This is a genomic window from Lactococcus ileimucosae, assembly GCF_943193185.1.
Taxonomy (GTDB): Bacteria; Bacillota; Bacilli; order Lactobacillales; family Streptococcaceae; genus Lactococcus; species Lactococcus ileimucosae.
Window position 1 is genome coordinate 54,291 of the sequence record NZ_CALPDE010000010.1, and the last position, 25,386, is coordinate 79,676.

At 39.2% G+C, this 25,386-nt stretch carries 22 protein-coding genes; 15 read left to right on the plus strand and 7 right to left on the minus strand.

Annotation, left to right across the window (positions count from 1 at the left end):
* The first annotated feature begins 139 nt into the window (after nucleotides 1-139).
* Nucleotides 140-1,816 (plus strand): hypothetical protein, encoded by a 1,677-nt coding sequence (locus NFR51_RS05865; RefSeq protein ID WP_251712804.1) that lies wholly within the window; start codon nucleotides 140-142, stop codon nucleotides 1,814-1,816.
* A 113-nt stretch (nucleotides 1,817-1,929) separates the two neighbouring features.
* Here the strand turns inward: NFR51_RS05865 and nrdF are convergent, their stop codons facing one another.
* The 5 genes from nrdF to plsY all read right to left on the minus strand — a co-directional run bounded on the left by nrdF (nucleotide 1,930) and on the right by plsY (nucleotide 6,546).
* Nucleotides 1,930-2,916: a class 1b ribonucleoside-diphosphate reductase subunit beta gene (nrdF, locus tag NFR51_RS05870; protein ID WP_202231339.1), complete on the minus strand. Its 987-nt coding sequence runs from the start codon at nucleotides 2,914-2,916 to the stop codon at nucleotides 1,930-1,932.
* A gap of 14 nt (nucleotides 2,917-2,930) precedes the next feature.
* Nucleotides 2,931-5,099, minus strand: coding sequence for a class 1b ribonucleoside-diphosphate reductase subunit alpha (nrdE, locus tag NFR51_RS05875; RefSeq protein ID WP_251712805.1), 2,169 nt, complete (start codon nucleotides 5,097-5,099; stop codon nucleotides 2,931-2,933).
* A 56-nt stretch (nucleotides 5,100-5,155) separates the two neighbouring features.
* Entirely contained in the window at nucleotides 5,156-5,572 is a 417-nt protein-coding gene (gene nrdI / locus NFR51_RS05880; protein WP_251712806.1) for a class Ib ribonucleoside-diphosphate reductase assembly flavoprotein NrdI, read from the minus strand.
* Nucleotides 5,569-5,787 (minus strand): glutaredoxin-like protein NrdH, encoded by a 219-nt coding sequence (gene nrdH / locus NFR51_RS05885; protein WP_202231342.1) that lies wholly within the window; start codon nucleotides 5,785-5,787, stop codon nucleotides 5,569-5,571. The genes nrdI and nrdH overlap by 4 nt, the downstream gene beginning before the upstream one ends.
* A 120-nt stretch (nucleotides 5,788-5,907) precedes the next feature.
* Nucleotides 5,908-6,546 (minus strand): glycerol-3-phosphate 1-O-acyltransferase PlsY, encoded by a 639-nt coding sequence (gene plsY / locus NFR51_RS05890; RefSeq protein WP_251712807.1) that lies wholly within the window; start codon nucleotides 6,544-6,546, stop codon nucleotides 5,908-5,910.
* 220 nt (nucleotides 6,547-6,766) lie between these two features.
* Here plsY and parE point away from each other — a divergent pair, with 220 nt between their 5' ends.
* From parE to NFR51_RS05925, 7 genes are all read left to right on the plus strand, one after another.
* Entirely contained in the window at nucleotides 6,767-8,704 is a 1,938-nt protein-coding gene (gene parE, locus NFR51_RS05895) for a DNA topoisomerase IV subunit B (RefSeq protein ID WP_251712808.1), read from the plus strand.
* Between the two features lie 42 nt (nucleotides 8,705-8,746).
* Complete coding sequence (locus NFR51_RS05900) at nucleotides 8,747-9,571, plus strand: 3'-5' exonuclease (RefSeq protein ID WP_251712809.1); 825 nt, start codon at nucleotides 8,747-8,749, stop codon at nucleotides 9,569-9,571.
* A gap of 4 nt (nucleotides 9,572-9,575) precedes the next feature.
* On the plus strand, nucleotides 9,576-10,037 hold the full coding sequence (locus tag NFR51_RS05905) for a GNAT family N-acetyltransferase (protein ID WP_251712810.1): 462 nt from the start codon (nucleotides 9,576-9,578) through the stop codon (nucleotides 10,035-10,037).
* 47 nt (nucleotides 10,038-10,084) lie between these two features.
* A complete protein-coding gene (gene parC / locus NFR51_RS05910) occupies nucleotides 10,085-12,568 on the plus strand; it encodes a DNA topoisomerase IV subunit A (protein WP_251712811.1) in 2,484 nt (827 codons plus the stop codon).
* Between the two features lie 310 nt (nucleotides 12,569-12,878).
* Nucleotides 12,879-15,350 (plus strand): DNA gyrase subunit A, encoded by a 2,472-nt coding sequence (gene gyrA / locus NFR51_RS05915; RefSeq protein WP_251712812.1) that lies wholly within the window; start codon nucleotides 12,879-12,881, stop codon nucleotides 15,348-15,350.
* Nucleotide 15,351: 1 nt separating this feature from the next.
* A complete protein-coding gene (locus NFR51_RS05920; RefSeq protein WP_251712813.1) occupies nucleotides 15,352-16,422 on the plus strand; it encodes an FAD:protein FMN transferase in 1,071 nt (356 codons plus the stop codon).
* A gap of 12 nt (nucleotides 16,423-16,434) precedes the next feature.
* On the plus strand, nucleotides 16,435-17,166 hold the full coding sequence (locus NFR51_RS05925; protein WP_251712814.1) for a class A sortase: 732 nt from the start codon (nucleotides 16,435-16,437) through the stop codon (nucleotides 17,164-17,166).
* 148 nt (nucleotides 17,167-17,314) lie between these two features.
* Here the strand turns inward: NFR51_RS05925 and NFR51_RS05930 are convergent, their stop codons facing one another.
* Together NFR51_RS05930 and NFR51_RS05935 are read right to left on the minus strand one after the other, a co-directional pair.
* Entirely contained in the window at nucleotides 17,315-18,079 is a 765-nt protein-coding gene (locus NFR51_RS05930) for an ABC transporter permease (RefSeq protein ID WP_251712815.1), read from the minus strand.
* Nucleotides 18,080-18,093: 14 nt separating this feature from the next.
* The gene (locus NFR51_RS05935; protein ID WP_338147372.1) at nucleotides 18,094-18,960 is read right to left on the minus strand and encodes an ABC transporter ATP-binding protein; all 867 of its coding nucleotides are present in this window, start codon (nucleotides 18,958-18,960) and stop codon (nucleotides 18,094-18,096) included.
* Nucleotides 18,961-19,567: 607 nt separating this feature from the next.
* Here NFR51_RS05935 and NFR51_RS05940 point away from each other — a divergent pair.
* The 7 genes from NFR51_RS05940 to NFR51_RS05970 all read left to right on the plus strand — a co-directional run bounded on the left by NFR51_RS05940 (nucleotide 19,568) and on the right by NFR51_RS05970 (nucleotide 25,361).
* The gene (locus NFR51_RS05940) at nucleotides 19,568-20,725 is read left to right on the plus strand and encodes a ThiF family adenylyltransferase (protein ID WP_251712826.1); all 1,158 of its coding nucleotides are present in this window, start codon (nucleotides 19,568-19,570) and stop codon (nucleotides 20,723-20,725) included.
* A complete protein-coding gene (locus NFR51_RS05945) occupies nucleotides 20,722-21,612 on the plus strand; it encodes a hypothetical protein (RefSeq protein WP_251712817.1) in 891 nt (296 codons plus the stop codon). The genes NFR51_RS05940 and NFR51_RS05945 overlap by 4 nt, the downstream gene beginning before the upstream one ends.
* Before the next feature lie 12 nt (nucleotides 21,613-21,624).
* Nucleotides 21,625-22,566, plus strand: a complete 942-nt coding sequence (locus tag NFR51_RS05950) for an ABC transporter ATP-binding protein (RefSeq protein ID WP_251712818.1) — start codon at nucleotides 21,625-21,627, stop codon at nucleotides 22,564-22,566.
* The gene (locus NFR51_RS05955; RefSeq protein WP_251712819.1) at nucleotides 22,567-23,319 is read left to right on the plus strand and encodes an ABC transporter permease; all 753 of its coding nucleotides are present in this window, start codon (nucleotides 22,567-22,569) and stop codon (nucleotides 23,317-23,319) included.
* 16 nt (nucleotides 23,320-23,335) lie between these two features.
* Nucleotides 23,336-24,064, plus strand: coding sequence for an ATP-binding cassette domain-containing protein (locus NFR51_RS05960; protein WP_251712820.1), 729 nt, complete (start codon nucleotides 23,336-23,338; stop codon nucleotides 24,062-24,064).
* A gap of 86 nt (nucleotides 24,065-24,150) precedes the next feature.
* A complete protein-coding gene (locus tag NFR51_RS05965) occupies nucleotides 24,151-24,771 on the plus strand; it encodes a hypothetical protein (protein WP_251712821.1) in 621 nt (206 codons plus the stop codon).
* Nucleotides 24,772-24,935: 164 nt separating this feature from the next.
* Nucleotides 24,936-25,361, plus strand: a complete 426-nt coding sequence (locus tag NFR51_RS05970) for a LytR/AlgR family response regulator transcription factor (RefSeq protein WP_251712822.1) — start codon at nucleotides 24,936-24,938, stop codon at nucleotides 25,359-25,361.
* Nucleotides 25,362-25,386 lie beyond the last annotated feature (25 nt).

Here is a 25,386-nt window from a genome sequence, read left to right on the forward strand (position 1 = left end):
GTGCTTGATTTTTCTCATCAAACACTCATTTCATTTGACCTTTTTTTTTTTATACTATAGACTCAGAAAGTAAACGTAACATTAGAAATGTATATGTAATGAAAATCTAAAAGTACAGGTTACGTCAAAGGAGGAGTTTATGACACCAGAAAAGAAAAACCAGCGGCGGCTGCGCAACCTCGCGCTCCTGTCCCTCTTATTGCTCTTGGTAGGCGGCACCTTCGCCTTCCAAGCCTTCAACCAGCGGGCCATCAATGACCGGCTCCGAGAAAACATCCCCGGCGGCCGTGTCCACGACTACTACAACCGTGACACCGAAAACAAGGACGTCTTCGTGGAGAACTATGGCAATGTGCCCCTCATGGCCCGTATCCGCCTCTCCGAGTTCATGGAGAAACGCTCAGCAGGAGATACAGACTTTACGCCTATAGTGAACGGCACCATCCGTGACCAAGTGAACACTTGGACGGTCATGGGTCCCTCAGAGACCAATCTCAACACCCGTGTAGGTGACTCAGCTGCTTTCAACACCTACGCCAACCTGACCTTTGGTTGGAGTCGCTCAGGCCAAGATGCCCCATGGTTCATGCCCACCTTCAATCGGGACAACTCAGACCTGATGACCGCCTCTGCAGGACATGCCCGTGACTGGGTCACAAGTACAGCCACAGACGGTGTCACAGATGGAGCTACACATCCCGGAGACGGTACAGATGCCTACTGGTCCTCTGGCGACAGCTTTGACAACAGCGGATCAGTCTGGCCGGGCGAAGAAGTCACCCATGATGCCGCTCAAAACCTGCAACAAGACCGTGCCCCAATGACAATCAGCCAGTGGGCAGCCCTACCGAATAATCTGAAAGTCGGGAACTTCTGGGTGATTGACCACCAAACAGGCTGGGCTTACTGGGCGAACCAACTCCAAGCAGGAGAGACCACTTCTTACCTCTTGGATGCAGCTCAGATGACCGCAGCGGCGGACAACATCCCGGGCGAATATTATTATGGTATCCATGTGGACGGGCAACTGATCAGTCCTGACCGTATCAATGATTTCTTGGCTGCAGATCCAGACTATACGCATCATGCCGACCTGTCAGACTTCCTGACAGCTGTACAAAACGGTTCTATCGATAACAACTGGGGGAATCCGGGACCAGATGATAATGTCCAACCTGACCAAATCAACTTTAGCATCATGGCACCGGGAACCATCTTTACTATGGCTGGGGAGCAGTACCGTTATTTGGAGAATATGGGGAACAACCATATGATTATCAGGAACGAGATGATTCCAAATATAACCTTTAACGGTCAAAATAATGCGCTTAACAGCTGGTATGGAGCTCTTGATCCAGCAGTGCAAGCTATGGTTCAGCCCGTGTCAGATACCTTTAATACAGGGAATGTTGGAGAGGGCGAATTGATTTGGAGGCCAGGGGGTGGTTATGAGGAAGCAACTTGGCGATGGATACCTGTCAATCTCAGTGACTTTTCTGATGTAGCGGCAGATATTACGGAAGTTAATTCAAGTGGTAGCCCGCGTGCCTTTGCACTTTCTCTAGCAGATGTGGTTCGTTTATCGGGACCAGGACGTGCTTTCCCGAGTAGTGCGGAACGGGTAGCTGGAAATGCTGGAGAAAATAATGACTGGTTTACTCGGACTCCCGGTGTTGCTGGAGGTAACGGTGCTTGGCGGGTGTTTGCTGCAAGTGAAACTGTCTATTCTGGAGGTTTGCATGGCAGTGGTAATATAAATTGGACAACAGATGCCAGAGGTGTTCGCCCTGCCCTTATTGTCAATCAATCCAATTGAGGGAGCAAACAAAAAATGCTCAACCTGCGTGTAAATAGCAAGGTTGAGCATTTTTATTTTTTGTATTTACCAGAGTTAGTACACGTTTTATCTTTGTTTCTGACTTTCTGTTTTTACTTCATACCGATAGTATAATCCTCATCCGACATAGGCTCAACTTCGCCCAATAAGTAAGAGTTTCCGACCTGACTGAAGAAGTCATGGTTTGATGAAGATGTAGAGATACCGTTCATCACAACAGAGTTGACATCAGCTGCTGTATCTGGGAAGAGGGGGTCTTGGCCTAGGTTCATCAGTGCTTTATTGGCATTGTAACGGAGAAACTTCAAGACTTCATCTGTCCAACCGATTTCATCATAGAGCAGGTGTGTATAAGCTTCTTCGTTTTCATAAAGTTCGTAAAGCAAGTTATACATCCAGTCGCGAAGTTCACTTTGTTCTTCTTCTGGCAGCTCGTTGAAGCCCAGTTGAAACTTGTAGCCAATGTATGTCCCGTGGACACTTTCGTCACGAATGATGAGCTTGATGATTTCTGCAGAGTTAATCATCTTGTTATTGCCCAGATACCAAAGGGGGGTAAAGAAACCAGAGTAGAAGAGGCAGGTTTCAAGGAAAACGCTGGCCACCTTTTTTTGAAGCGCACTGCCGTTTTGGTAGATATCGTTGATAATCTTGGCTTTCTTTTGCATATAGACATTCGTATCTACCCAGTCAAAAAGTTCTTCAATCTCTGATTTTGTATTTAAAGTACTGAAGATTGTGGAGTATGACTTGGCATGCACGGACTCCATAAACTGAATATTGTTGAAACACGCGATTTCTTGAGGGGTGCGTGCATCATGCTTAAGCACCTCAGCTCCATCAACAGACTGTAAAGTATCCAAGAGAGTCAACCCAGCGAAGGCCTTGGCAAAGGTATCACGTTCAACCTGCGGTAGCTTGCGCCAATCATCAAGGTCGTTAGAAACAGGGACACGTGTGTCCAACCAAAACTGGCTGGTCAGTTTTTCCCAAGTATATTTATCAATAGAGTCCTCAATTGCATTCCAGTTGATGGCTGCATAGTAAGTAGGGACTTTTTGGTTATTTTGTTCAGACATAGTACTTCCTTTTTTTAAACAACACAGCTTTCACATTGATTTGCGCCAACTTCGGCTTCATCGTCAGTAAATGTACGGACGTAATAGATTGTTTTGATTCCTTTGTTGTAGGCATAGTTACGCAAGATACTCAAATCACGTGTTGTCATTTTGTTGTTCGTAATTTTCCACTCGTAAAGACCTTCCGGCAAGGTTGAACGCATGAAGAGGGTCATAGACAGTCCTTGGTCAACATGTTCAGTTGCAGCAGCGTAAACATCAATCACGGCACGCATGTCTGTATCATAAGCAGATTTGTAATAGGGAATGGTATCTGTTGAAAGGCCAGCCGCAGGGTAATAAATCTTACCGACTTTCTTTTCTTGACGTTCTTCAATGCGATTGACGATAGGGTGAATAGAAGAAGAGCAATCATTGATGTAAGAGATAGAACCATTTGGTGCAACAGCCATTCGGTAAGAATTATAAAGGCCATTTTGCATAACCTTTTCTTTCAAGGTTGCCCATTCAGCAGGACCAGGTACGGGGATATCAGCAAAGAGCGCTTGGATGTCCTCCGATACGGCTGCAAAGTAATCGTGTTCAAGGTATTTATCAAAGTAAGAGCCGTCTGCATAGGCAGATTTTTCAAAATCTTTGAAGCTTTCTTGACGTTCCACTGCAAGAACGTTTGAAGCGACTAAGGTATAGTAGTTCAGCAGCATGAAATAAACGCTTGTGAACTCCACAGCTGCCTTGCTGTCATAGTGAATATGATTTTTAGCAAGGAATGAGTGAAGCCCCATAGCGCCAAGGCCGATAGCACGCATCTCATCATTTCCTTTACGGACTGTAGGTACAGCGTTAAGATTTGATGTTTCTGAGATAAAAGTTAGAGCACGAACCATTGATTCGATCGAGCTACCAAAGTCTGCACCGGAAGTCATCATGTTCATGACATTTGTTGAGCCTAAGTTACAAGCAACGTCAGTACCGAGCTTTGCGTAAGTTTGGTCATCGTTCAAAACAGAAGGGGTTTGAACTTGAAGAATTTCAGAACAAAGATTACTCATCGAGATAACGCCGTCTACAGGGTTTGCTTTGTTTACTGTGTCAATGTTGACGATATAAGGATAGCCTGACTCTTGTTGCAGTTTAGAAAGTTCTTGTTCTAGTTCACGTGCACTGATTTTGACTTTACGAATATTATCATTAGCAAGCATGTTGTCATATTCAGCTGTGATATCAACGTGTGCAAAAGGCATGCCATATTCTTTTTCGACGAAGTAAGGTTCAAAAAGATACATGTCTTCGCCTTTAGCAGCTAATTCGTAGAACTTATCTGGAACGGTTACACCGAGAGACAAAGTTTTCACACGGATCTTTTCATCCGCATTTTCTTTCTTTGTAGAGAGAAATTCCATAATGTCTGGGTGGAAGACCGAAAGATAAACAACACCAGCGCCTTGACGTTGCCCAAGTTGGTTGGCATAAGAGAAGCTGTCTTCAAAAAGCTTCATGACTGGAACAACACCTGCTGCAACACCGTCATAACCCTTGATTGGTGCGCCGGCACCACGCAGGTTGCTCAAATTAAGACCAACACCCCCACCATTTTTGGAAAGTTGGAGAGCAGAGTTGATCGTACGACCGATTGAGTTCATATCATCAGTCAGTTGTAAAAGGAAACAGCTGACAAACTCACCGCGGCGCTTACGTCCCGCATTGAGGAAGGTTGGCGTAGCTGGTTGGTAGCGACGGTTAAGCATGGCAAATGCCAGATTACGTGCCAACTTTTTATCTCCGTCTGCCATATAGAGGGCGTTCATCAGGACACGATCTTCAAAGTCTTCGAGATAAAGCGTGCCTTCATTGTTCTTCATGGCATATTGATTGTAGAACTTATAGGCAGCCATAAAACTGTCGAAACGAAAACCAAAGTCCACTAATTCTTGGTGGAGTTGCTCGATGAAGCTCATCTCATACTTGTTAATAAAATCTTCTTCCAGATAATCTTCTTCTAGAAGTGCAGCGATTTTTTCAGCGTAAGTATCTTTTTTGAAGCTATTTGGCTTGACGTTCTCCCTGAAGAAAGCAGTGATTGCTTCCTTGTCTTTTGCTAAAGGAATAGAGCCATTAACAGGTATATTGATTTGATTGTTAAGCGTAAAATACGTAACATCTTCAAGATTTTTAAGTGACATATATTTCTCCGGGTCTTAAGACCGCATATTAATAATTTATTTTTTGTACAGTCTAACTATTTAAGACTGATTGTTGCGCCAGAATCAAGTCGGGCAGCAATTTCTTCAACAGCTGCAACATCTGCTGGCGTGCCATTAAACTCAAAATCGTAAACGATAGGAATTTTGAATTGAGCAGACAGCTGTTTTGCAGTAAAGATATAGAGGAAAGCAAAATTGCGGTTTCCGGTACCTACAATTCCTTTGCAGTGCTGGGCATTATTGGCATAGGCCATGAATTCAAAGACAGGATCCATGATGTCCATACTTTTTTCAGCACCAGGTGTTTCGTCTGCATAGCTAGGTACGACTAATAGGAAGTCTTCATTTACTTCAAATTCTGGATTTTGAGGTAAGATTTCTTCATGTTCTAGACGTGTTTTGTTTGCAAAACGGCGGGTTTGACCGGTTATGCTAAAATATACTAATTTCATGCCAATTTTGCCAATTCACTTGGATTGAAGCCAGAGAAAGAAACTTCTCCTTTGACGATAACAGGAGCTGCACGGTAGCCCATATCGAGAACCGTTTGAACAAATTCTGGTTTTTCGTCAATATTGATTTCTTCAAAATTAACAGTGTGCTCAGTGAGCCATTTTTTTACCATTTTGCATTGCATGCAATTATTTTTTGAGTAGACAGTAACCATAATTTATTTCTCCAATTTTTTCTAAAAAAATTTGTTTGTTTATGTGTTTATTTTAGTATAAAAAAAATACCTAGTCAAGTTATCGCTACTAGATATTGTGTGTGCAAATTATGTAAAATACTATATGTTGTGTTGTTTGCTGAGGTTGAGGCCAAACGGAACCAGAGATTCTTCCTTGTTTTTTATTCTTTGAATATTGCTTTTATGACGGATAATGATAATCAAAGCTAAAACTAAAATAATCAGCGAGAAGAGAGGGTCATAGTTTGGGAGAATAAAGTGAAAGTAGGGAAAAACAAGGACGCCAAACAAAGCAGCTCCAGCTCCTACAATGGAAGACAGGCTAATCATACTGAAAAGATAGAGGACCAAGAAGAAAACGACGGCTAAATAAAGGAGGAAGAAGGGGTTAAAGCCAAGGACAACACCAGCAGAGGTAGCAACAGCTTTCCCACCTTTAAACTTGTCAAAGATTGACACCGTATGTCCTACGACCGCCAACAATCCAAAAATAAGGGGGGAAACACCATGGACATGGAACATCAGTGGCAAAAGCGTTGCTAAAGTTCCTTTGAGCAAGTCAAAGATAAAAACGATGATACCTGCTTTTTTTCCCAGTATGCGGAAAGTGTTAGTTGTCCCTGTGTTTCCAGAGCCATGTTCGTGCAAGTCCTTTTTATAGAAAATCTTCCCAATCCAGAGCCCAGCAGGAATTGCTCCTATAAGGTAAGCGAGGATGCATAATATTATTGTAATCATATCATCTTTCTTTTATGTTTATAATAGCCCCACAATTATAACATAAAAGTTTATGGATTTTGATATTTTATGAAGAAAAATCTTTTCTTTTTGTGGAAGCAGAAGAATTAAAAACTATCCTTCAATTGATAAAGACCTTTGACAAAGCCTCCTTAAGAATGTAGAATAGGAAAGATGAATATTTCTGCCAGTTAAAGTTGGCTTAAATGGAGAATAATGAATGATAGATATAAACAATTATGATGACAGTGCGATTCAAGTTTTAGAGGGTCTTGATGCTGTAAGAAAGCGCCCTGGGATGTATATTGGCTCAACGGACTCGACAGGTTTGCATCATTTGATTTGGGAAATTGTTGATAATGCAGTCGATGAAGCACTTTCTGGTTTTGGTACAAAAATTGCTGTAACTTTAAATGAAGACGGTTCCGTAACAGTAGAAGATGAAGGGCGTGGTATGCCGGTGGGAACACACGTTACGGGAAAGCCAACTGTTGAAGTTATTTTCACAGTACTTCATGCTGGCGGAAAGTTTGGGCAAGGTGGTTATAAAACATCTGGAGGTCTACACGGTGTAGGGTCGTCAGTTGTAAACGCCTTGTCAAGCTGGCTTGAAGTGGAAATCACGCGCGAGGGCGCTGTTTATCGTCAGCGTTTTGAAAACGGTGGGCATCCTGTAACAACATTGGAAAAAGTTGGAAAGGCACCTAAGTCCAAAACAGGTACAAAAGTTACTTTCATGCCTGATGCAACGATTTTTTCAACAATTGAATTTAAATATCAAACAATATTCGAACGTTTGAATGAATCTGCATTTTTACTTAAAGATGTTACTCTTTCACTCACAGACAATCGTGGAAATGAAGAGGTTAAGGATGAATTTCACTATGAAAATGGTGTTCAGGATTTCGTAAGTTATCTTAATGAAGACAAGGATACTTTAACACCTATCCTCTATTTTTCTGGGGATCAGGATGCATTCCAAGTAGAAGTAGCTTTACAATATAACGACGGCTACTCGGAAAACATTCTTTCTTTTGTAAATAATGTGCGTACAAAAGATGGGGGGACACATGAGGCAGGACTAAAGACGGCCTTAACTAAGGTCATGAATGATTATGCGAGAAAGACAGGACTGCTTAAAGATAAGGATAAGAACTTGGAAGGTTCTGACTATCGTGAAGGTTTGACAGCAGTCTTGTCTGTCCTTGTTCCAGAGGAATATCTGCAGTTTGAAGGACAAACCAAGGACAAACTAGGTTCTCCTTTAGCCCGTCCAGCAGTTGATGCGCTTGTTTCTGAAAAACTGACCTTTTACCTTTTGGAAAATGGTGAGCTGGCGCAGAAATTAATTCGAAAAGCAATTAAAGCACGCGAGGCGCGTGAAGCTGCGCGTAAAGCACGTGAAGAGTCAAGAACAGGAAAGAAAAGTAAAAAAGACAAAGGGCTTCTTTCAGGAAAACTAACGCCAGCACAAACGAAAAATCCTAATAAAAATGAACTGTACCTTGTCGAAGGAGACTCTGCTGGAGGCTCAGCAAAACAAGGACGAGACCGTAAATTCCAAGCTATTCTTCCTTTGCGTGGGAAAGTCATCAATACGGAAAAAGCTAAAATGCAGGACATCCTCAAAAATGAGGAAATCAACACAATGATTTATACCATCGGTGCTGGTGTTGGTGCAGACTTTACCCTTGAAGATCGGAACTATGATAAAGTGATTATTATGACCGATGCAGATACAGACGGTGCTCATATTCAGACTTTACTTCTTACCTTTTTCTATCGTTATATGAAGCCCCTTCTCGAAAATGGTCACGTTTATATTGCCTTACCACCTCTTTATAAAATGAGTCAAGGAAAAGGCAAAAAAGAAAAGATTGCTTATGCTTGGACGGATGCGGAGTTAGAAAAACTTCGTCAAGATTTTGGCAAGGGAGCTACTCTTCAACGCTATAAAGGTCTGGGTGAGATGAATGCAGAGCAGCTTTGGGAAACAACCATGAACCCAGAAACGCGTACATTGATTCAAGTAACCATAGATGATGCGGCTCAGGCAGAAAAACGTGTTTCCGTCTTAATGGGAGATAAGGTTGAACCACGTCGTAAGTGGATTGAAAACAATGTGAAGTTTACACTCGAAGAAAACACGGTTTTTTAAGCTAAGCAAACGGCTCTAAGTCTAAGTTAGGGAGGAAATGAAATGGGACAGCATTATGTTGTGTTTGATTTTGAAACGACAGGTTTCAGCCCTCAAAAAAATGAAATTATCCAGATTGGTGCTGTGAAGTACGACGAGATGCACCAAGAAGTCGGTCGATTTAATCAGTTGATTAAGCCCACACGTTCTTATCTTCCAACTAAAATTTCAAAATTGACGGGAATTTGGCCAGCAGCCTTGGTAGAACAACCAGTTCTTTCGGAAGTTTTGCCAGATTTTCTCGCTTTCTCTAGAGACAGTCTCATGGTTGCTCATAATGCGCCTTTCGATGTCAGCTTTCTTTATCAAGCTATTGTAGATTGTGAGATAGAAAATGCACCACATTTTCAAGTTTATGATACGCTTTCAGAAGCGAAAAAGTTGGTACAGATGCCCAACTACAAGCTAGAAACCTTTAAGGATGTTTTGGGTATCGATTTGCGTAGCCACGATGCACTCAATGACTGCCTTATAACGGCAAAACTGTACCAGTATTTGCAGGAGTTGTCACGTCCACCTAAACCGCAAGTCATATCGGCTGAAACTTTACAAATGGATTTGTTTGGTGGGGCTGACACAGCAGTAACGGAAGAGGTGCGGCGAAAGTTAAGCTTGCCCATCACTAAAGATTTAGTGTATTACCGTAGAGATAAGGCGCGAAACTGGCAAAAATTTGAAGTGGCTGGTTTGGCGATTACAGCGGTTTATTCTACAGGCTACAGTTTAACTGTTACACTTTATAATAATGAAAAAGTAACCATCCATTCGGATTTTTTGAAAGAAATGCAGAAGGCAAACTTTATAAACGAAATAAGTAAAGAGGAATAGATGTATGGGCTGGAAAATTAAAAATTTTGAGGAACTCACAAGATCAGAACTTTATAAAATTTTAGAAGCACGTTCGGAGGTTTTTGTTCTTGAGCAAGAATGTGCTTATCAAGATATTGATGGGAAAGATCAAAAAGCTTTACACCTGTGGTTAGAAGATATATCAGGAGAAATTCAGGCTTATTGTCGGATTTTACCGGCTGGTCTTTCTTATTCTGAAGCTTCCATCGGTCGTGTTCTGGTTAGGGAAAGTCAGCGTGGCAAGGGAGTTGCTCGGAAAATGCTGGAACAGGCACTTGATTTCCTTGCTCATGCTTGGCGAGAACCAGCAGTGCGTATCGAAGCACAGTACTATCTCCGGAAATTTTATGCTTCCTTTGGGTTTATTGAAGACTCTGAACCGTTTTTAGAAGACGGCATTAAACACGTTGAGATGCTCTTAGATTTAAAAGATTTTGCCTCTTAAAAAGCATTTCGAGAATTTAAATAGATGAGATAAATGTCGGAGGATTTATGTCTAATATACAAACTCTACCTTTAGAGGATATTATGGGCGAGCGCTTCGGGCGCTATTCAAAATACATTATTCAGGAACGTGCCCTGCCTGATATTCGAGACGGTTTAAAACCTGTTCAACGTCGTATCCTGTATTCGATGAATAAGGATGGCAATACTTTTGATAAAGCTTATCGTAAGTCAGCCAAGTCTGTCGGTAATGTTATGGGGAACTTTCATCCCCACGGAGACAGCTCTATTTATGATGCGATGATTCGCTTGTCGCAAGATTGGAAGATGCTGGAGCCTCTGATTGAAATGCACGGGAATAATGGATCGATGGACGGCGATCCACCGGCTGCCATGCGTTATACGGAAGCCCGCTTGTCTGAAATTTCGTCGTATTTACTAAAAGATATTGAGAAAGATACTGTGGCTCATGCTTGGAACTTTGACGATACGGAAAAAGAGCCAACGGTACTTCCCGCAAGTTTTCCTAACTTGTTGGTCAATGGTTCAACGGGTATTTCTGCGGGTTATGCGACAGATATTCCGCCGCATAATCTTGGAGAAGTCATTGATGCGACAATCTATATGATTGATCATCCGAAAGCTGATGTTGAAAAAATCATGACTTTCATGCCCGGCCCCGATTTTCCGACAGGCGCTATTATTCAAGGGCGTAGTGAAATCAAGAAAGCTTATGAAACGGGTAAAGGCCGTATTGCTGTTCGTTCTAAAGTTGAAGTTGAAAAACTCAAAGGTGGGCGGGAACAACTGGTCGTTACGGAGATTCCATACGAAATCAACAAAGCGAATTTGGTGAAAAGGATTGATGATGTGCGCGTGAATGCCAAAGTACCTGGTATTTCCGAAGTGCGTGATGAGTCCGATCGTGAAGGGTTACGTATCGCAATTGAGCTGAAAAAAGAAGCCAACAGTCAGCTGGTGCTTAACTATCTCTATAAAAACACAGACTTGCAAATCAATTATAATTTTAATATGGTGGCAATTGACAATATGACGCCACGTCAAGTTGGTGTCCTTCCTGTTCTGCGGTCTTATATTGCCCATCGTCAGGATGTTATCGTTAAACGTTCAAAATTTGACTTGAGTAAGGCTGAGAAACGTTTGCATCTGGTAGAAGGTTTGATCCGCATGGTCTCTATCTTGGATGAAGTCGTTGCTTTGATCCGTGCGTCTGAAAATAAATCCGATGCTAAGGAAAATCTGAAAGTGAGCTATGCTTTCAGTGAAGAACAGGCAGAAGCGATAGTCACTCTCCAACTTTATCGTTTGACCAATACAGATATTGTGACTTTGGAAAATGAGCAGTCAGAGTTAGAAGCCAAGATCTTGGAGCTGCGTGCCATTATCAATGATGAGCGTACACTTTTCAACCTAATGAAGCGTGAGCTGCGTGAGGTGAAAAAGAAATTCGGAAAGGAAAGACGTTCTGAACTGCAAGATACAGTAGAAACGATTGAGATTGAAGCGCAGCAGTTGATTGCCGAAGAAGAAACAGTTGTTTCTGTGACACGTGGTGGCTATGTTAAACGTACTTCACCACGTAGTTTTGCGTCGTCAAATGTTGAAGAAGTGGGAAAACGTGAGGATGACGCGCTGATTTTCGTCAAGGAAGGGGCACGTACGACGCAGCACTTGCTCCTCTTTACAAGTTTGGGGAATCTGATTTATCGTCCAGTGCATGAACTAGTAGATGTACGCTGGAAAGATATTGGTGAGCATCTGTCGCAAACGCTGAACAACTTTGCAACCAATGAAGAGATTATCTTTGCGCAGGTTTTAGATAATTTTGAGGAAAAATTGAACTATATGGTAGTGACGGCTGCCGGACAAATTAAACAGATTGAACTGGCTTCGTTTAGCCCTTGGCGAACTTACCGTTCGAAGTCAATGGCCTATGGCAAATTGAAAGGTGAAAAAGATAGAATTGTTACAGCCGAACCCATCACACAAGAGGATGCAGATGTGATGCTTGTTTCGGAAAATGGTTATGCACTGCGCTTTAATATTTCTGAAGTCCCAGTAGTTGGTGCAAAAGCTGCGGGAGTTAAAGCCATGAACCTCAAAGCGGGGGATACGATAAAAGCGGCCTTCTTTGTCCAGACAGACAGCTGGTATCTTTTGACACAGCGCGGATTTATCAAACGTGTGAAGTCGGATGAAATCCCAGAAACCAGCCGTGCAAATAGAGGGCTTCAAGTTTTACGTCCACTTAAGACGAATCAGCACACTGTGTTTGCAGCTGGAAGTGTCATGAATACGACTAAAGCTCCTCTTCCAGAAACAGTAGATCTCTTTAGCATCACAGAAACTGAATCCTTAAACAGTAATGAGCTTCAAGTCTTGGAAGTTACCTCAGATAGTGGTAAAGTTTATGATATAGAATTAACAGACTTAAACCTATCAGAACGTGCAAGTAATGGCCATCCATTATCAGAAGACATCACGCGTGTTATGGAAGCAAAAATAAAATAAAAGTATTCCTTGACGATTGAGGATGCTGAAAAAGCCGAGAAATTCATTTTTCCCGGCTTTTTTATACAGCATGTAGACATAATTTTACCTTTCTTGTATAAGATATTGTGTTTAAGAAAACTTATCTAAAGTTTTTCAGTATGCTTTGGCGATGAGAAATGCTTTTTTAAATGAATAAGGAGGTAAAGTTTGGACTTTATAAAAGGGGAAACCAATGGTGTAGAGGTGGATAAGGGATTTAAAAACAAAGGTGAACAGTGAGAATTTATGGTATAATAGAAACAGTGTTTATACATTGAAAGAGGAGAACATGGAAGATAAAAATATCATAAATGTCAATCTTGCTGAGGAGATGAAAACCAGTTTTCGTGACTATGCAATGTCAGTCATTGTGGCTCGCGCCCTACCTGATGTACGCGATGGTTTGAAGCCGGTTCATCGCCGCATTCTATATGGAATGAATGAGCTTGGTACAACGCCAGATAAGCCACATAAAAAGTCTGCCCGTATTACCGGGGATGTCATGGGTAAATATCATCCACATGGAGACAGCTCGATTTATGAGGCAATGGTACGTATGGCTCAGTGGTGGAGTTACCGCCACATGCTGGTTGACGGACATGGGAACTTTGGCTCCATGGACGGAGACGGTGCTGCCGCACAACGTTATACCGAAGCACGAATGTCCAAAATTGCCTTGGAAATGCTCCGAGACATCAACAAAAATACTGTTGACTTTATTGATAACTATGACGGAACGGAACGTGAGCCTGAAGTTCTTCCTGCGCGCTTCCCTAACCTCTTGGTTAACGGAACAACAGGGATTGCCGTTGGGATGGCAACAAATATTCCCCCTCATAACTTAGGCGAAACAATTGATGCGGTTGACTTGCTGATGGAAAATCCAGAGGCGACAACGCGTGATTTGATGGAAGTGTTACCCGGACCAGACTTTCCCACAGGTGCGCTGGTTATGGGTAAATCTGGGATTCGCCGCGCTTATGAGACAGGAAAAGGCTCCATTACACTTCGTGCGAAGACAGAGATTGAAGAATTACCAGGTGGTAAGGAACGCATCATAGTCACTGAGTTCCCTTACATGGTCAACAAGTCAAAAGTTCATGAACATATTGTGCGGTTGGCGCAAGAAAAACGGATAGAAGGTATTACAGCCTGCCGTGACGAGTCAAGCCGTGAAGGGGTGCGTCTAGTTGTTGAAGTCCGTCGTGATGCGTCAGCCCATGTGATTTTGAATAATTTGTTCAAACTTACACAACTCCAAACATCCTTTGGTTTCAATATGTTGGCCATTGAAAAAGGTACGCCAAAGATTCTGTCATTGAAGCAAATCTTGACCGACTACATCGAGCACCAAATCGAAGTTGTTGAACGTCGTACCCGCTTTGATAAAGCCCGTGCAGAAGCCCGTGCGCATATCTTAGAAGGTTTACGTATTGCCTTGGATAATATTGATCGTATGATTACCATTATCCGTGAATCTGCAACAGATGCAATTGCTCAAAAGGCGATGATGGATGAATTCCAACTGTCCGACAAGCAATCACAAGCTATTTTGGATATGCGTTTGCGTCGTTTGACAGGTTTGGAACGTGACAAGATTGAGAGTGAGTATCAAGAGCTTATTGCCTTGATTGCTGACTTGGCAGATATCTTGGCTAAACCCGAACGTGTCAAAGCTATTATTCGTGAAGAGTTGGGTGAAATTAAGCGTAAATTTGCTGACGAGCGCCGTACAGAGCTCCTGGTCGGCGAAGTGTTGAATCTAGAAGATGAAGACCTTATTGAAGAAGAAGATGTCTTGATTACTCTTTCAAACAAAGGATACATCAAACGTCTCAGCAATGACGAATTTCGGGCGCAAAAACGTGGTGGACGTGGTGTCCAAGGAATGAATATGACCGATGATGACTTTGTACAACATCTGGTCTCCACAAGTACACATGATAACTTGCTTTTCTTTACAAACTTAGGGCGTGTTTATCGTATGAAGGGTTATGAAATTCCTGAATATGGCCGTACAGCGAAAGGTTTGCCTATTGTCAATCTTTTGAAACTTGACGAAGGAGAAAAGATTCAGACTGTTATCAATGTGGTGAAGTCAGATGAGGAAAGATACCTGTTCTTTACGACACGTAACGGCTTAGTTAAGCGTACCAATACAAAGCAGTTTGCGAATATTCGTACGAATGGGCTGAAAGCACTTAATCTTCGTGAAGGTGACGAATTGATTAATGTTCTTCTCACATCAGGTGAGGAAAATATTATCATCGGAACACACAATGGGTTCTCAGTCCGCTTTGAGGAGACGGTTGTCCGTGATATGGGCCGTTCTGCTACTGGTGTGAAAGGTGTCAGCCTGCGTGAAGGCGACTTTGTCGTTGGTACAGCGACTGTTCATGATGAACAGGAAGTTTTGGTTATTTCGGAAAAAGGTTTAGGTAAACGGACAATTGCGAGTGAATACCCAACGAAAGGACGTGGCGGTAAAGGGATTAAAGTCATGAATATTACCGAACGTACAGGAAAGCTTGCTGGCTTGACTGCTATTGATGGTAAAGAAGATATCATGGTTATCACCGACACGGGTGTAGTGATTCGTACAAGTGTGGACAATATTTCACAAACAGGACGTGCAGCTCAAGGTGTGAAAATCATGCGTTTAGATGATGAAGCACAAATTATGACCTTTGCTCTTGTTGAACCTGAGCCAGAAGACGAAGAAGTAAGTGAAGCAGATGCAGTTTCAAATACTGAAGAATAAAATGAAAAAATTATTTATATTCTTAACGACAGCTGTCAGTATCTTTTTACTGGCAGCTTGTAGTTCAAATACGGAAACGCGTGATCTTTTAGAGCAACCTATAAAAAAAGATGCCACAACGATGGGAACTTATATCCAAGTCACTGTTTATGATAAAGGTAAGGAAAAAGCGGTTGAAGAGGCGCTAAAGATTGCTGAACAGTTTAACGACTGGGTTTCTGTTGATAAAACCAACTCAGTCATTGACGAAATCAATGATAAAGCAGGCATCACGCCTGTTAAAGTGAATTCAGAAATCTATGAGTTGATCAAACTTGGCTATAATTACTCCGCGGAAAATAGGGGCTATGATATCACGATTGGACCTTTGAGTAAGCTTTGGAATATTGGTTTTCCTGATGCACGCAAGCCTGAACAATCTGAGATAGATAAAGTTTTGCCGTTAGTTAACCATCAATTTCTTGAATTTGATGATCAAAAAAGTACTGTTTATCTAAGTCAGAAAGGGGCGAAACTTGATTTAGGTTCCATTGCTAAAGGATATGCTGCAATGAAAATGGTTGAGGACCTCAAAAATAACGGAGTAACGACAGGTATTGTAGATTTAGGTTCAAGTTCTATCTACGTAATTGGGCAATCGCCGCGCAATGGTGGTGATCCTTGGACAATAGCGATTAAAGACCCGAACGATCCTGAAAAATCACAGCTGGGTATTTTAAAAGCAAGTGATCAACATGTGAACACTTCCGGAATCTATGAGCGCTATTTAGAAGTCGGAGGTCATCGTTATTCACATATTCTGAATCCCAAAACTGGCTTCCCATTTGATAATGACATTGCCAGCATCACACTTTTGATTTCAGGAGAAGATGCCAGCAATGGAGACGGCTTATCTACGATGATCTATGCTCTTGGCACAAAAAAAGGTTATGAATATGTTCAGACTTTGAAGAATGTACAAGCTGTATTTGTGGACAAGGACAGTAAGGTTTATATCACAGAGGGCCTCAAAGATCAATTTGAATTAACCAATGATAATTATAAAATGGGCAAGATAGACGACTTAAAATAGAAGGAAGAGTAAATGACGAAAAAAAAGAAAAGTGGGAAAAGAATAGTTATCAATTTTCTCATTGTGGTTCTTTTTCTTGTAGGTTTAGTTCTTGTTTTTAATAAACCTATTCGAAATTGGCTTATCGGTTTAAATTCGAGCCACTATCAGATTAATAACGTGACACGAGAAACGATTAAAGAAAATAAAGAAGCAGAGGCAACCTTTGACTTTGACAGCGTAGAATCTATTAGTTTTGAACAAGTTTTGCGCGACCAGATGAATCGTCAGGCGATGCCAGTGATTGGAGGAATTGCTATTCCTGAGGTTGGGATTAACCTTCCTATTTTCAAAGGCTTAGCCAATGCAAATTTGGCTTTTGGAGCAGGAACAATGAAAGAAGACCAAGTGATGGGACAGGGCAATTATGCTCTGGCGAGTCATAATGTTACAGGTTTTACGAGCAATACCAATCTTCTTTTCACCCCTTTAGAGCGGGCCAAGAAAGGTATGGTAATCTATGTTACAGATAAGAATAATATCTACCAATACCGTATTACTGAGGTATTCGTTGTCTCACCTGAACATTCAGAAGTCATTGATGATAGACCGGGAAAGACGGAGATTACTTTGGTAACCTGTGCAGACCCCGGAGCTATAAACCGAATTATTGTACATGGTACTTTTGAGAAAAAAGTAGCCTTTGACGATGCAACAGCCGATATGAGTTCTGCTTTTGAACGGAGCTACAACCAAATCTTATAATAAAAAGAGGAGACAGAAGTCTCAAAAATGAAAAAATGCTTAGCCACATGTATAAGAAGTGTAGGCTAAGCATTTTTTCATTTTTAGGTTTTGACTGGAATCAGTTAAAGCTTTACTTGGGTCCCCTTTCTTTTTAGTAAAGGATAAATCATAAGTCTTGCTTACGCAGGGAGAAGATACCAATTGAACCAAATACCAAAATTTCCACTATATGGTAGCCAAGACTGAAAATATTGTTGCTGCTTATAAGATTTAAACTGGTCTCAAAAGAATCAGTTGAAAGTAAGGCTAAGAAGAAGCCTATTAAGGTTGCTTGAACAATACGTGAGGCAAAACTAAGAGCAATGTAAACAAAAAGACCAGAGGTTTTTCCACGCGTAAGAATGACGGCAAGTGCCATTGTTACCATTAGGGCAATAAGACTCAAAACATTAGAGAGGAGGCCGATGAAGAGGTCAGCAGAGTGCACTGTTAAATCTAGAGACTCAAACATTTTGATGATGATTTCTTGATTAAATATGAAAAAGGTGAAAAAAGGAACCACTAAGATGAGAAACATTGCAGTTAACTGTGACAGGATGGTTGCCCCAATTTTGACAAAGTAGTATTTTATTCGAGAGACACCACTAGCAATCATCAAGCTCATCACCTTGTTCTTATAGTCAACATTGAGGAGATGGAAAGGATAGAGAAGGGCAAATATTGCGAGGGCTAGTATGGAAAAGGCAGTTGCAATACCGAGAAGTGTAATTAAGATAGGAAAGTCCTGAAACTGGATTTCACTTAGGCTTATAGCTAACCATGAGAAGTTGAGTATTACACTTATAGAAATAAACACGACGAGGACAATCATATAGGTCTTATCCTGAATGTTTTTATACATCTCCATTTTAAATATGTTTTTAGCATTCATAAATTTTTCTCCCCTTATTTAACAAGTTCAACGAACTTACTTTCTTTTTTAATCTGATAAAATTCGATATCTTGGGCCACAGCTTGTTTAAAGAGAGGGCGATAGGCTTCATCGGTTATTTCAAAAGTAGTCCAATTTTCAGGATGACTTGCAAATTTTATCCCTGCTGTTTCAAGAAGAACTGTCAACTTTTCAGGAGCACCCGTCTGTACACGATAGATATAGCTTTGATTTTTTTCTTTCAAGTCAAATTTTTCGATAAATTTTCCATTTTCGAGAACTAAAACTTCATCGGCGAGTGTCTCGATATCTTCCTGAACATGACTTGAGATAAGAATCATTCGTCCCTCTTGTTTTAAACCCAGAAGATATTTTTTAAACCACTCGACAGTCGGCTTATCCAGTCCCCGAAAGGGCTCATCAAAAATCAAAATTTTAGCATTATTCATGAGTGAAATGAGCAAGATTAATTTTTTATTCATGCCTAAAGAATAAGAGGCTACTTTTTCATTGAGACTTTCATAAATATTTAATTCCTGAGCCAAAGCTAGGGCTCTTTTTTCATCAAAATTACCACGTAATCCGCCAAAATATCGCATATTGAAAAGTCCCGTATAGTTTTTATAGAGTTCCATGTCATCAAGGACAATTCCGACAGAGGCAAGTACTTTTGGGTCTTCTTTGACATTATTCCCGTCAATTTCAACAGAACCTGAGTAATTGGTTAGGATATTGGTTAATGTTTTGAAAAATGTTGTTTTTCCTACACCATTTTTCCCCACGATACCATAGATTTTTCCTTGTTCAAAAGTAACAGGAGCCAAATCTAAAACGCTATTGGCACGATATGAAAATTTTAAATTTTTGACTGCTAGTGTCATTGCATTACCTTCTTTCATTTTATAAGTAATTTTATCATGTACATTCAGTATTTACAAGACTTTGTGAAAATTGTCATAATTTTTTGGGTTTTTGTTGATTGAGAGAATTATTACAATTATGTAAAAATATATTTTGAAAAAACTGTTTTTATATAGCAAGAGCTCCTATAAATCTTAGGTACGAAGCAATGACGGTTTCATAACCCACTGGACTATAAATTAAATTGATATTTTTATTCTAAGGACCTTGAAAAATCATATAAATATCCAAACGTTACTCCAAAAATTAAATTAAAAATGGGGTGATATAATTTTTTTGTAGAAAAAAGTTTCGGAAAAGCCTACTATTAGACAATAGGCAATCAGAAACTGAAATTTTACAAAAAAGAAAGGAGAGTTCATTATGAAGGAAATTACAGTTCGTCGTGCAACCAAAGTTGAAGCAACAGCTTGGTGGATTATTTTCTAAAAGTAGTCAAAAAATAACTGCTTCACAATATTTATCTCCTATTCAAAGATATAAGGGTAGGGGATAGTTTGTTTTTTATTATGGAAAAACCTACATTAGATTTTCCGCTAGTATTTAGAGTAAGGATGCTAAACAATGATGACTGAAAAATATTTTTATCCTCGTATCAAACCTATTTATCCTTTGTATAGGCTTAATGAAGGCGAGTTTCGGATTGGAGCTCAGCTTGGAATTACAGCAGAGTTTGGAGATCCTAATGGGCAGTTATGGGCACTAGCTAATCTTCTTGATGGAAGAAGTTTTCCTAAAATTATAAATGAAATGCAACAAAAATTTCCAGAGCTTTCCGAACGAGATATTATTAAAGGTGTATCTATTTTGGAACAAGAAGGGTTTGTCGAGGAAAAAAACCTTCCCTTTGAAGAGGAGATATCTGAGAGATATAAGGCTAATGTGAATTATTTTAGTCATTTTTCGGATTCTAAAGCTAATCGATTTGAATATCAGAAAAGACTAAATGAAAGTACGGTTTTGCTGTTGGGATTAGGAGGTGGTGGTTCAAATATCTTGACTTTACTTGCTGGAATCGGTGTGAAAAAAGTAATTATTGTAGACTATGATAAGGTCGAAGAAAGTAATTTGGGAAGGAAACTCTTGTATGCTGAGGAGGATATGGGCAGATATAAAACAGAAGCAGCAATGGATGCTTTTCAAAGAATTACCTCCCAAATAGAAATAGAGGGGCATGTAAAGAAGATACAGTCTTCTGACGATGTTTCTAAATTTTTGGAAGGTGTAGACTTGGTGATTTGTGCGATTGATGAACCACCATTTACTGCTCAAAGAATAGTAAATAAAGCTATAGTCAAAGCCAACATTCCCTGTGTTTTTGGAGCTTCTCAAGTTAGTCGTGGTAGGGTTTTTACTGTAATACCTAAGCAGACAGGATGTTTTGATTGCTTGAATCTAAAGTATAGTATGAATGATCCCCAGTTTTTAGAACAATTTATTGGCTTTAGAAATGTGAATTTTACTCCACCTACAATTGCATATGCTCCAGCAATTTTTCAACTCACTGCAGCTATTGTAGATGAGGCAGTTAGAATAATTACCCATTATGCAAGACCTAAAAGTTTAGGAACACAATACGAAGTGGATTATGAAGAGGGGACTTCCTTTACTCACCCTTCTTGGGAAAGGTATAGTGAAGAATGTCCTACATGTGGTGAGGGGAACGTAGAGGACTGGGAAATTTTCAAATATTATGAAAATTATAATACGAAAAGGAAACCATGAAACAGCAAAAGATGATGCTTCCATTTAAGAGTAGAAAGCTTAAGAGTGGGGAATATATTATTGTTGCTGAAGAGGCAATTCCCTTGATTGTCAGTCCATTTTTTTTAGAACAACTTTCTAAATCTAATTTTTGTATGGATAATCTTGAGAAAGAAGTCATAGATATTCTTTCAGAAAGTGGGTATATAACTAAAAATATTGAAGATGTTTCTATAATTCCAGATGAAAATTTTTCTTTGTTTTGGAAAATAGGAAGAATTTCTTGGTTAACACTTGGTATCTTATCAATGATTTTTAATCTCTATTCAATTTCTGTTCATCATGTGTTTGTATCTGGGCAGTCCTTAATTCAGTTAAATAGAATAGGATGGGAGATGTTTATCTATATTGTGATTGCCGCAATTAGTACTACGACAGTTCACGAAATATTTCATCTCATTTTTTCTAGAAATATCCAACGTTTTAAAGAAAAGACTCGTTTTTATTTGTTTAAAGCAACAGCTACAGTAACAATGTCGCATATTTGGGTGTGGTCTACTTTCCCCAGATTCATGGCGGTTAGCTCTGGCATTATTGCTGATTCTGTCTTTCTGAGTATTGCAATAATTGTACAGCAATTTTTTCCATCGTGGATATTTTCAGTAGTCTTTGCCGTTCTTTGGCTAAGGATATTATGGCAATTTCGCTTTTATACCAACTGTGATGGCAGTATTTTAGTGCAATGTTTTTTTGATAATCCGTCTTTTGCTAAAGTGCTTCCTACTGATTCTCTTAAAATCAAGCTATTAAGAATTTCTTTAAAAGTTTTGGGATATATTGTTTTAGTTGTCATCCTATACATTTGGATTTATCCTTTTATCGTCTATTTTTTTAAAAGTAAGTTTTGAAAGGAAGAAGCTGTGCAGAATAACATTAAAGATTTTCAGAAAAATATATTGCAAATTAAAAATCTGACGAAGAGGTTTAAGCTTGGTAAAAAGAAAATAGTAGCTAACAATAAGGTTACAACTAGCTTTAAAGCAGGTGAACTAACTGCTATTATTGGACACAATGGTGCGGGAAAATCAACCCTATTAAATCAGATTATTGGACTCACAAAACCAAGTGAGGGAAAGATTTGCTTGAAAGGCTTTGACTTGTCTCAAGATACCTATCGAGCCAGACAAATGGTTTCTTTAATGCCGCAAATTCATGCCCCTTTAACTGGAGTGACATTACAACAAGCCATCAGAGCTGTTTTTGATATTAGAGGAGGAAGGAGGAGCCAGTTGGATATGGTGGATAAGCTGCTTCATAAGTTAGAAATCACTCCTTATGCAGATATTCCATGTGAAAAGCTTTCAGGGGGGCTTCAACGTTTAACCTTGTTTGCCATGTCTGTAGTTTATCCGTCAGAAGTTCTACTGTTTGATGAACCTACCAATGATGTAGACCCAGTACGAAGAAAAATTATCTGGGAATATCTGAGGGGACTGGCTAATGAAGGGCATATTGTTATCATTATTTCCCATAATCTTTTAGAGGTGGAAAACTATGCAGACCGGTATATTTTAATGGAAAAGGGGAAGATAGTGCGACAAGGAATCCCACATTATTATGATGAAGGAGAAAGTTTATGCATGGTATTAACACTATTTTTAAATAAATATAATATTTTTGAAGATATTGATCGTGCGATGGATTTCAGATTTATTGATGCGGAATCAAAAATTGAAATAAGGTTAAAAGAAGAAGAAATTCAGAAAATGGTCAACTTTGCGATGAAGCTTCATAAACAAGATAAAATAGTGAGTTATAGCCTAGCACCAATTTCGCTACTATCCTCTTATGAGGAGATGTAAATGGAAAGAATGACAAAAGAAAAAGTATTCTGTTCACAATTTTTGGGTTTGATACGATGGAACATTATTCGTCATAAAAATTTGTTTATTGTTTTTTCCCTGACTCAAATTTTTCTATCTCTAGGGGTTGTGTTCGGAATCTCCTTAATGACAGAGCCGAAAACTAAAATTGATGCAGTTTATTTAGCTTCTGGTGCTATGACTTTGGGTGTTATTGCTATTGGTTGTGTCTTATCAGCTCAGATAATAAATACGGCTAAGATTGAAGGGGTGATAAAATATCAAAGAACATTACCTGTTAGAAGAAGTCTTATATTGATATCAGATTTGTTCATTTGGAGTATTGCCTCGCTTCCTGGAGTATTCATGAGCCATTTTGCCTCCCATCTTCGATTTGGATTTGGAGCAGAAATAAATTTGAAAAGTATATTCATCATCCTACTCATTCAAATCTGCATGATTAGTATCGGTTTTTGCATAGCCTATCTTTTCACACCAAACGTTGTGGGATTGGTAAGCCAAATCATTATGATCGGTGGTTTACTTTTTTCACCAATTCTCTTTCCAGCAGATAGACTTCCAGCTTGGATTGGAAATGTGTATGAGAAATTACCTTTTGTTCCAGCAAGTCAACTGATTCGGAGTCAACTTTTTAATCAAGGGGCTTTCTTAAGTGAAAACTTACTTGTTATCATTATTTGGGGACTAATAGGTGTAAGTTTTTCACTCTATGTTCTAGAAAAAAGAAATTAAAGGAGCAGCTAGTAAAATGACAACCGCAAAGATTAATAAGGTTCGTAAAAGTGTTGGAAAAAAACAGCTTCTTATTTCTGCCAGTATGGAACTTGAAAAGGGGGAAATTTGTGCGCTTATTGGTCCCAATGGTGCAGGCAAAACAAGCCTTTTAAAAATTATAATGGGACTTATAAAACCTGATTATGGTGATGTAAGTATTTTTAATAATACTTATTCATCTTATACAAGAAAGGAAATTCTGAAAAAAATAGGTTTAGTTTTGCAATTTCCTCAAGAAGTATTAAAAATGTCTGTTAGGGATATTTACCAAGAACATTTTCTTTATCTCGGAGTTTTTCCTGAAATTACTGTTGAGGAGATGCTTCATGATTTGGGATTAGAAGTTAGCCCTGATGAAAGACCTATAAATTTCTCTTTAGGTATGAAACAAAGGCTCCTCTTAGGACTGGCATTATCACATCATCCAGAGGTTATCATTTTAGATGAACCATTTAATGGGTTAGATGCAGATGGGATTGTGCTTATGAAAAAAATTTTAGTTGACTATGCTTCAGAAGCTCATACTGTTCTGATTACGAGCCATTCTTTAAAAGAGCTACAGGATATAGTTCATACAGTAATATTTATGAAGGAAGGTAAGACACAGGAAAAAGTGGACATGGCTACAATCAAGAAAAATTATGATGGAGATTTATTACAGTTCTATCAAGCATCAAAAAAACAAGGGGATACTAATGAATAAAACCCTCGTAAAATTTGAAACGTCTAAGTTAAGGAAATCTGCTCGAATTGTTTTTTTTTCTTTCGTTTTTAACACAGATAGTGTTTTTGATTTTCTTTGCGTTTGTCGGACAATTTGATGTTTCAAGCTCTGATGAGGTATTGAAAAATTTAGTCGGTATTGGATCAATTTCAAGCACAATTACTTTATCTGTTCTTTCAATCTATGGAGCAGTATTGATGAATTATAGTATTGTTAAAAACTATATAGGAGAGGCTAGAATAAGACTTTATTCTCTTCCAAATGGACGAAGTGTATTATTTAAGGCAAAAATATATGCCTTTGTAAATAGAGTGCTTTATTCACAATTTGTTGGTCTGTTATTGGCTAACTTTCTCTTCTGGATTGGAATATCATTAGGGCTGTTTAAAGGAATTGATAGTAATGGTTTGAATTCAACTTTACTGTTGTTACTGTTGACAGCAGTAACAACATTAGTAACTTTGAGTATCGTGTTAATTTCAGTAGTTGTTGGTATACATTTTTCATCAACACAGATAACGTTAATTTCTGTTCTTCTCATGATTGTATGTCTGGGAAATGTGGTTGCTCAGTTGCTTTCATCAGCCTTAATTTTGACTTCATCTATGGTAGTTTTTCTGACGTTCGTATCTCTAGCGGTGATTAATATATGGGCATCTAAGATTGAAAAAGAGGAAGTTCTATAAAAATATCTGTCAGTCGCTTAGTTAGCCTTAAGTTAAAGAAGTCTCTGCCAAATATTTTTCAGCTACATAAAATTATCCAAAGAAGAGATTATAAGGTATAATTGTGCTTAATAAACTGGAGAGTATAGACAGAAGAATATAAAGAAGGATATAAGGAGACATTCATGTTAAGAATAGCTGTCTGTGATGATGATTTTGTTGTTTGTGATAAAGTAGAACAACTTATTCAAGATTATGATTCAACTGCCATTGTTGATGTATATCATACACCTCAAAGGTTAATAAATCATTTAGTAGATGAAAATTATGACTTGTATATCTTAGACATTGAATTCCCAGAAGCATCTGGTTTACTCATTGCTAAGGAAATTCGCAGATTTGATGTAGATGTTCCGATTGTCTTTCTCACAAGTTTTGAGCAGTATGCAATGACAGTTTTTAAGTTGCATACCTTTGATTATGTTTTAAAACCCGTATCTCAAGATAAGATTTTCTCTCTGCTTAATAGAATAAAAAAGTATTTAGATATTGATAATAATGTCAAGCACCAAATAAAACGGACAGTAAAAAAACAAATTAATGTTCAATGAGGTATGCCATCCGATATTCCATGGG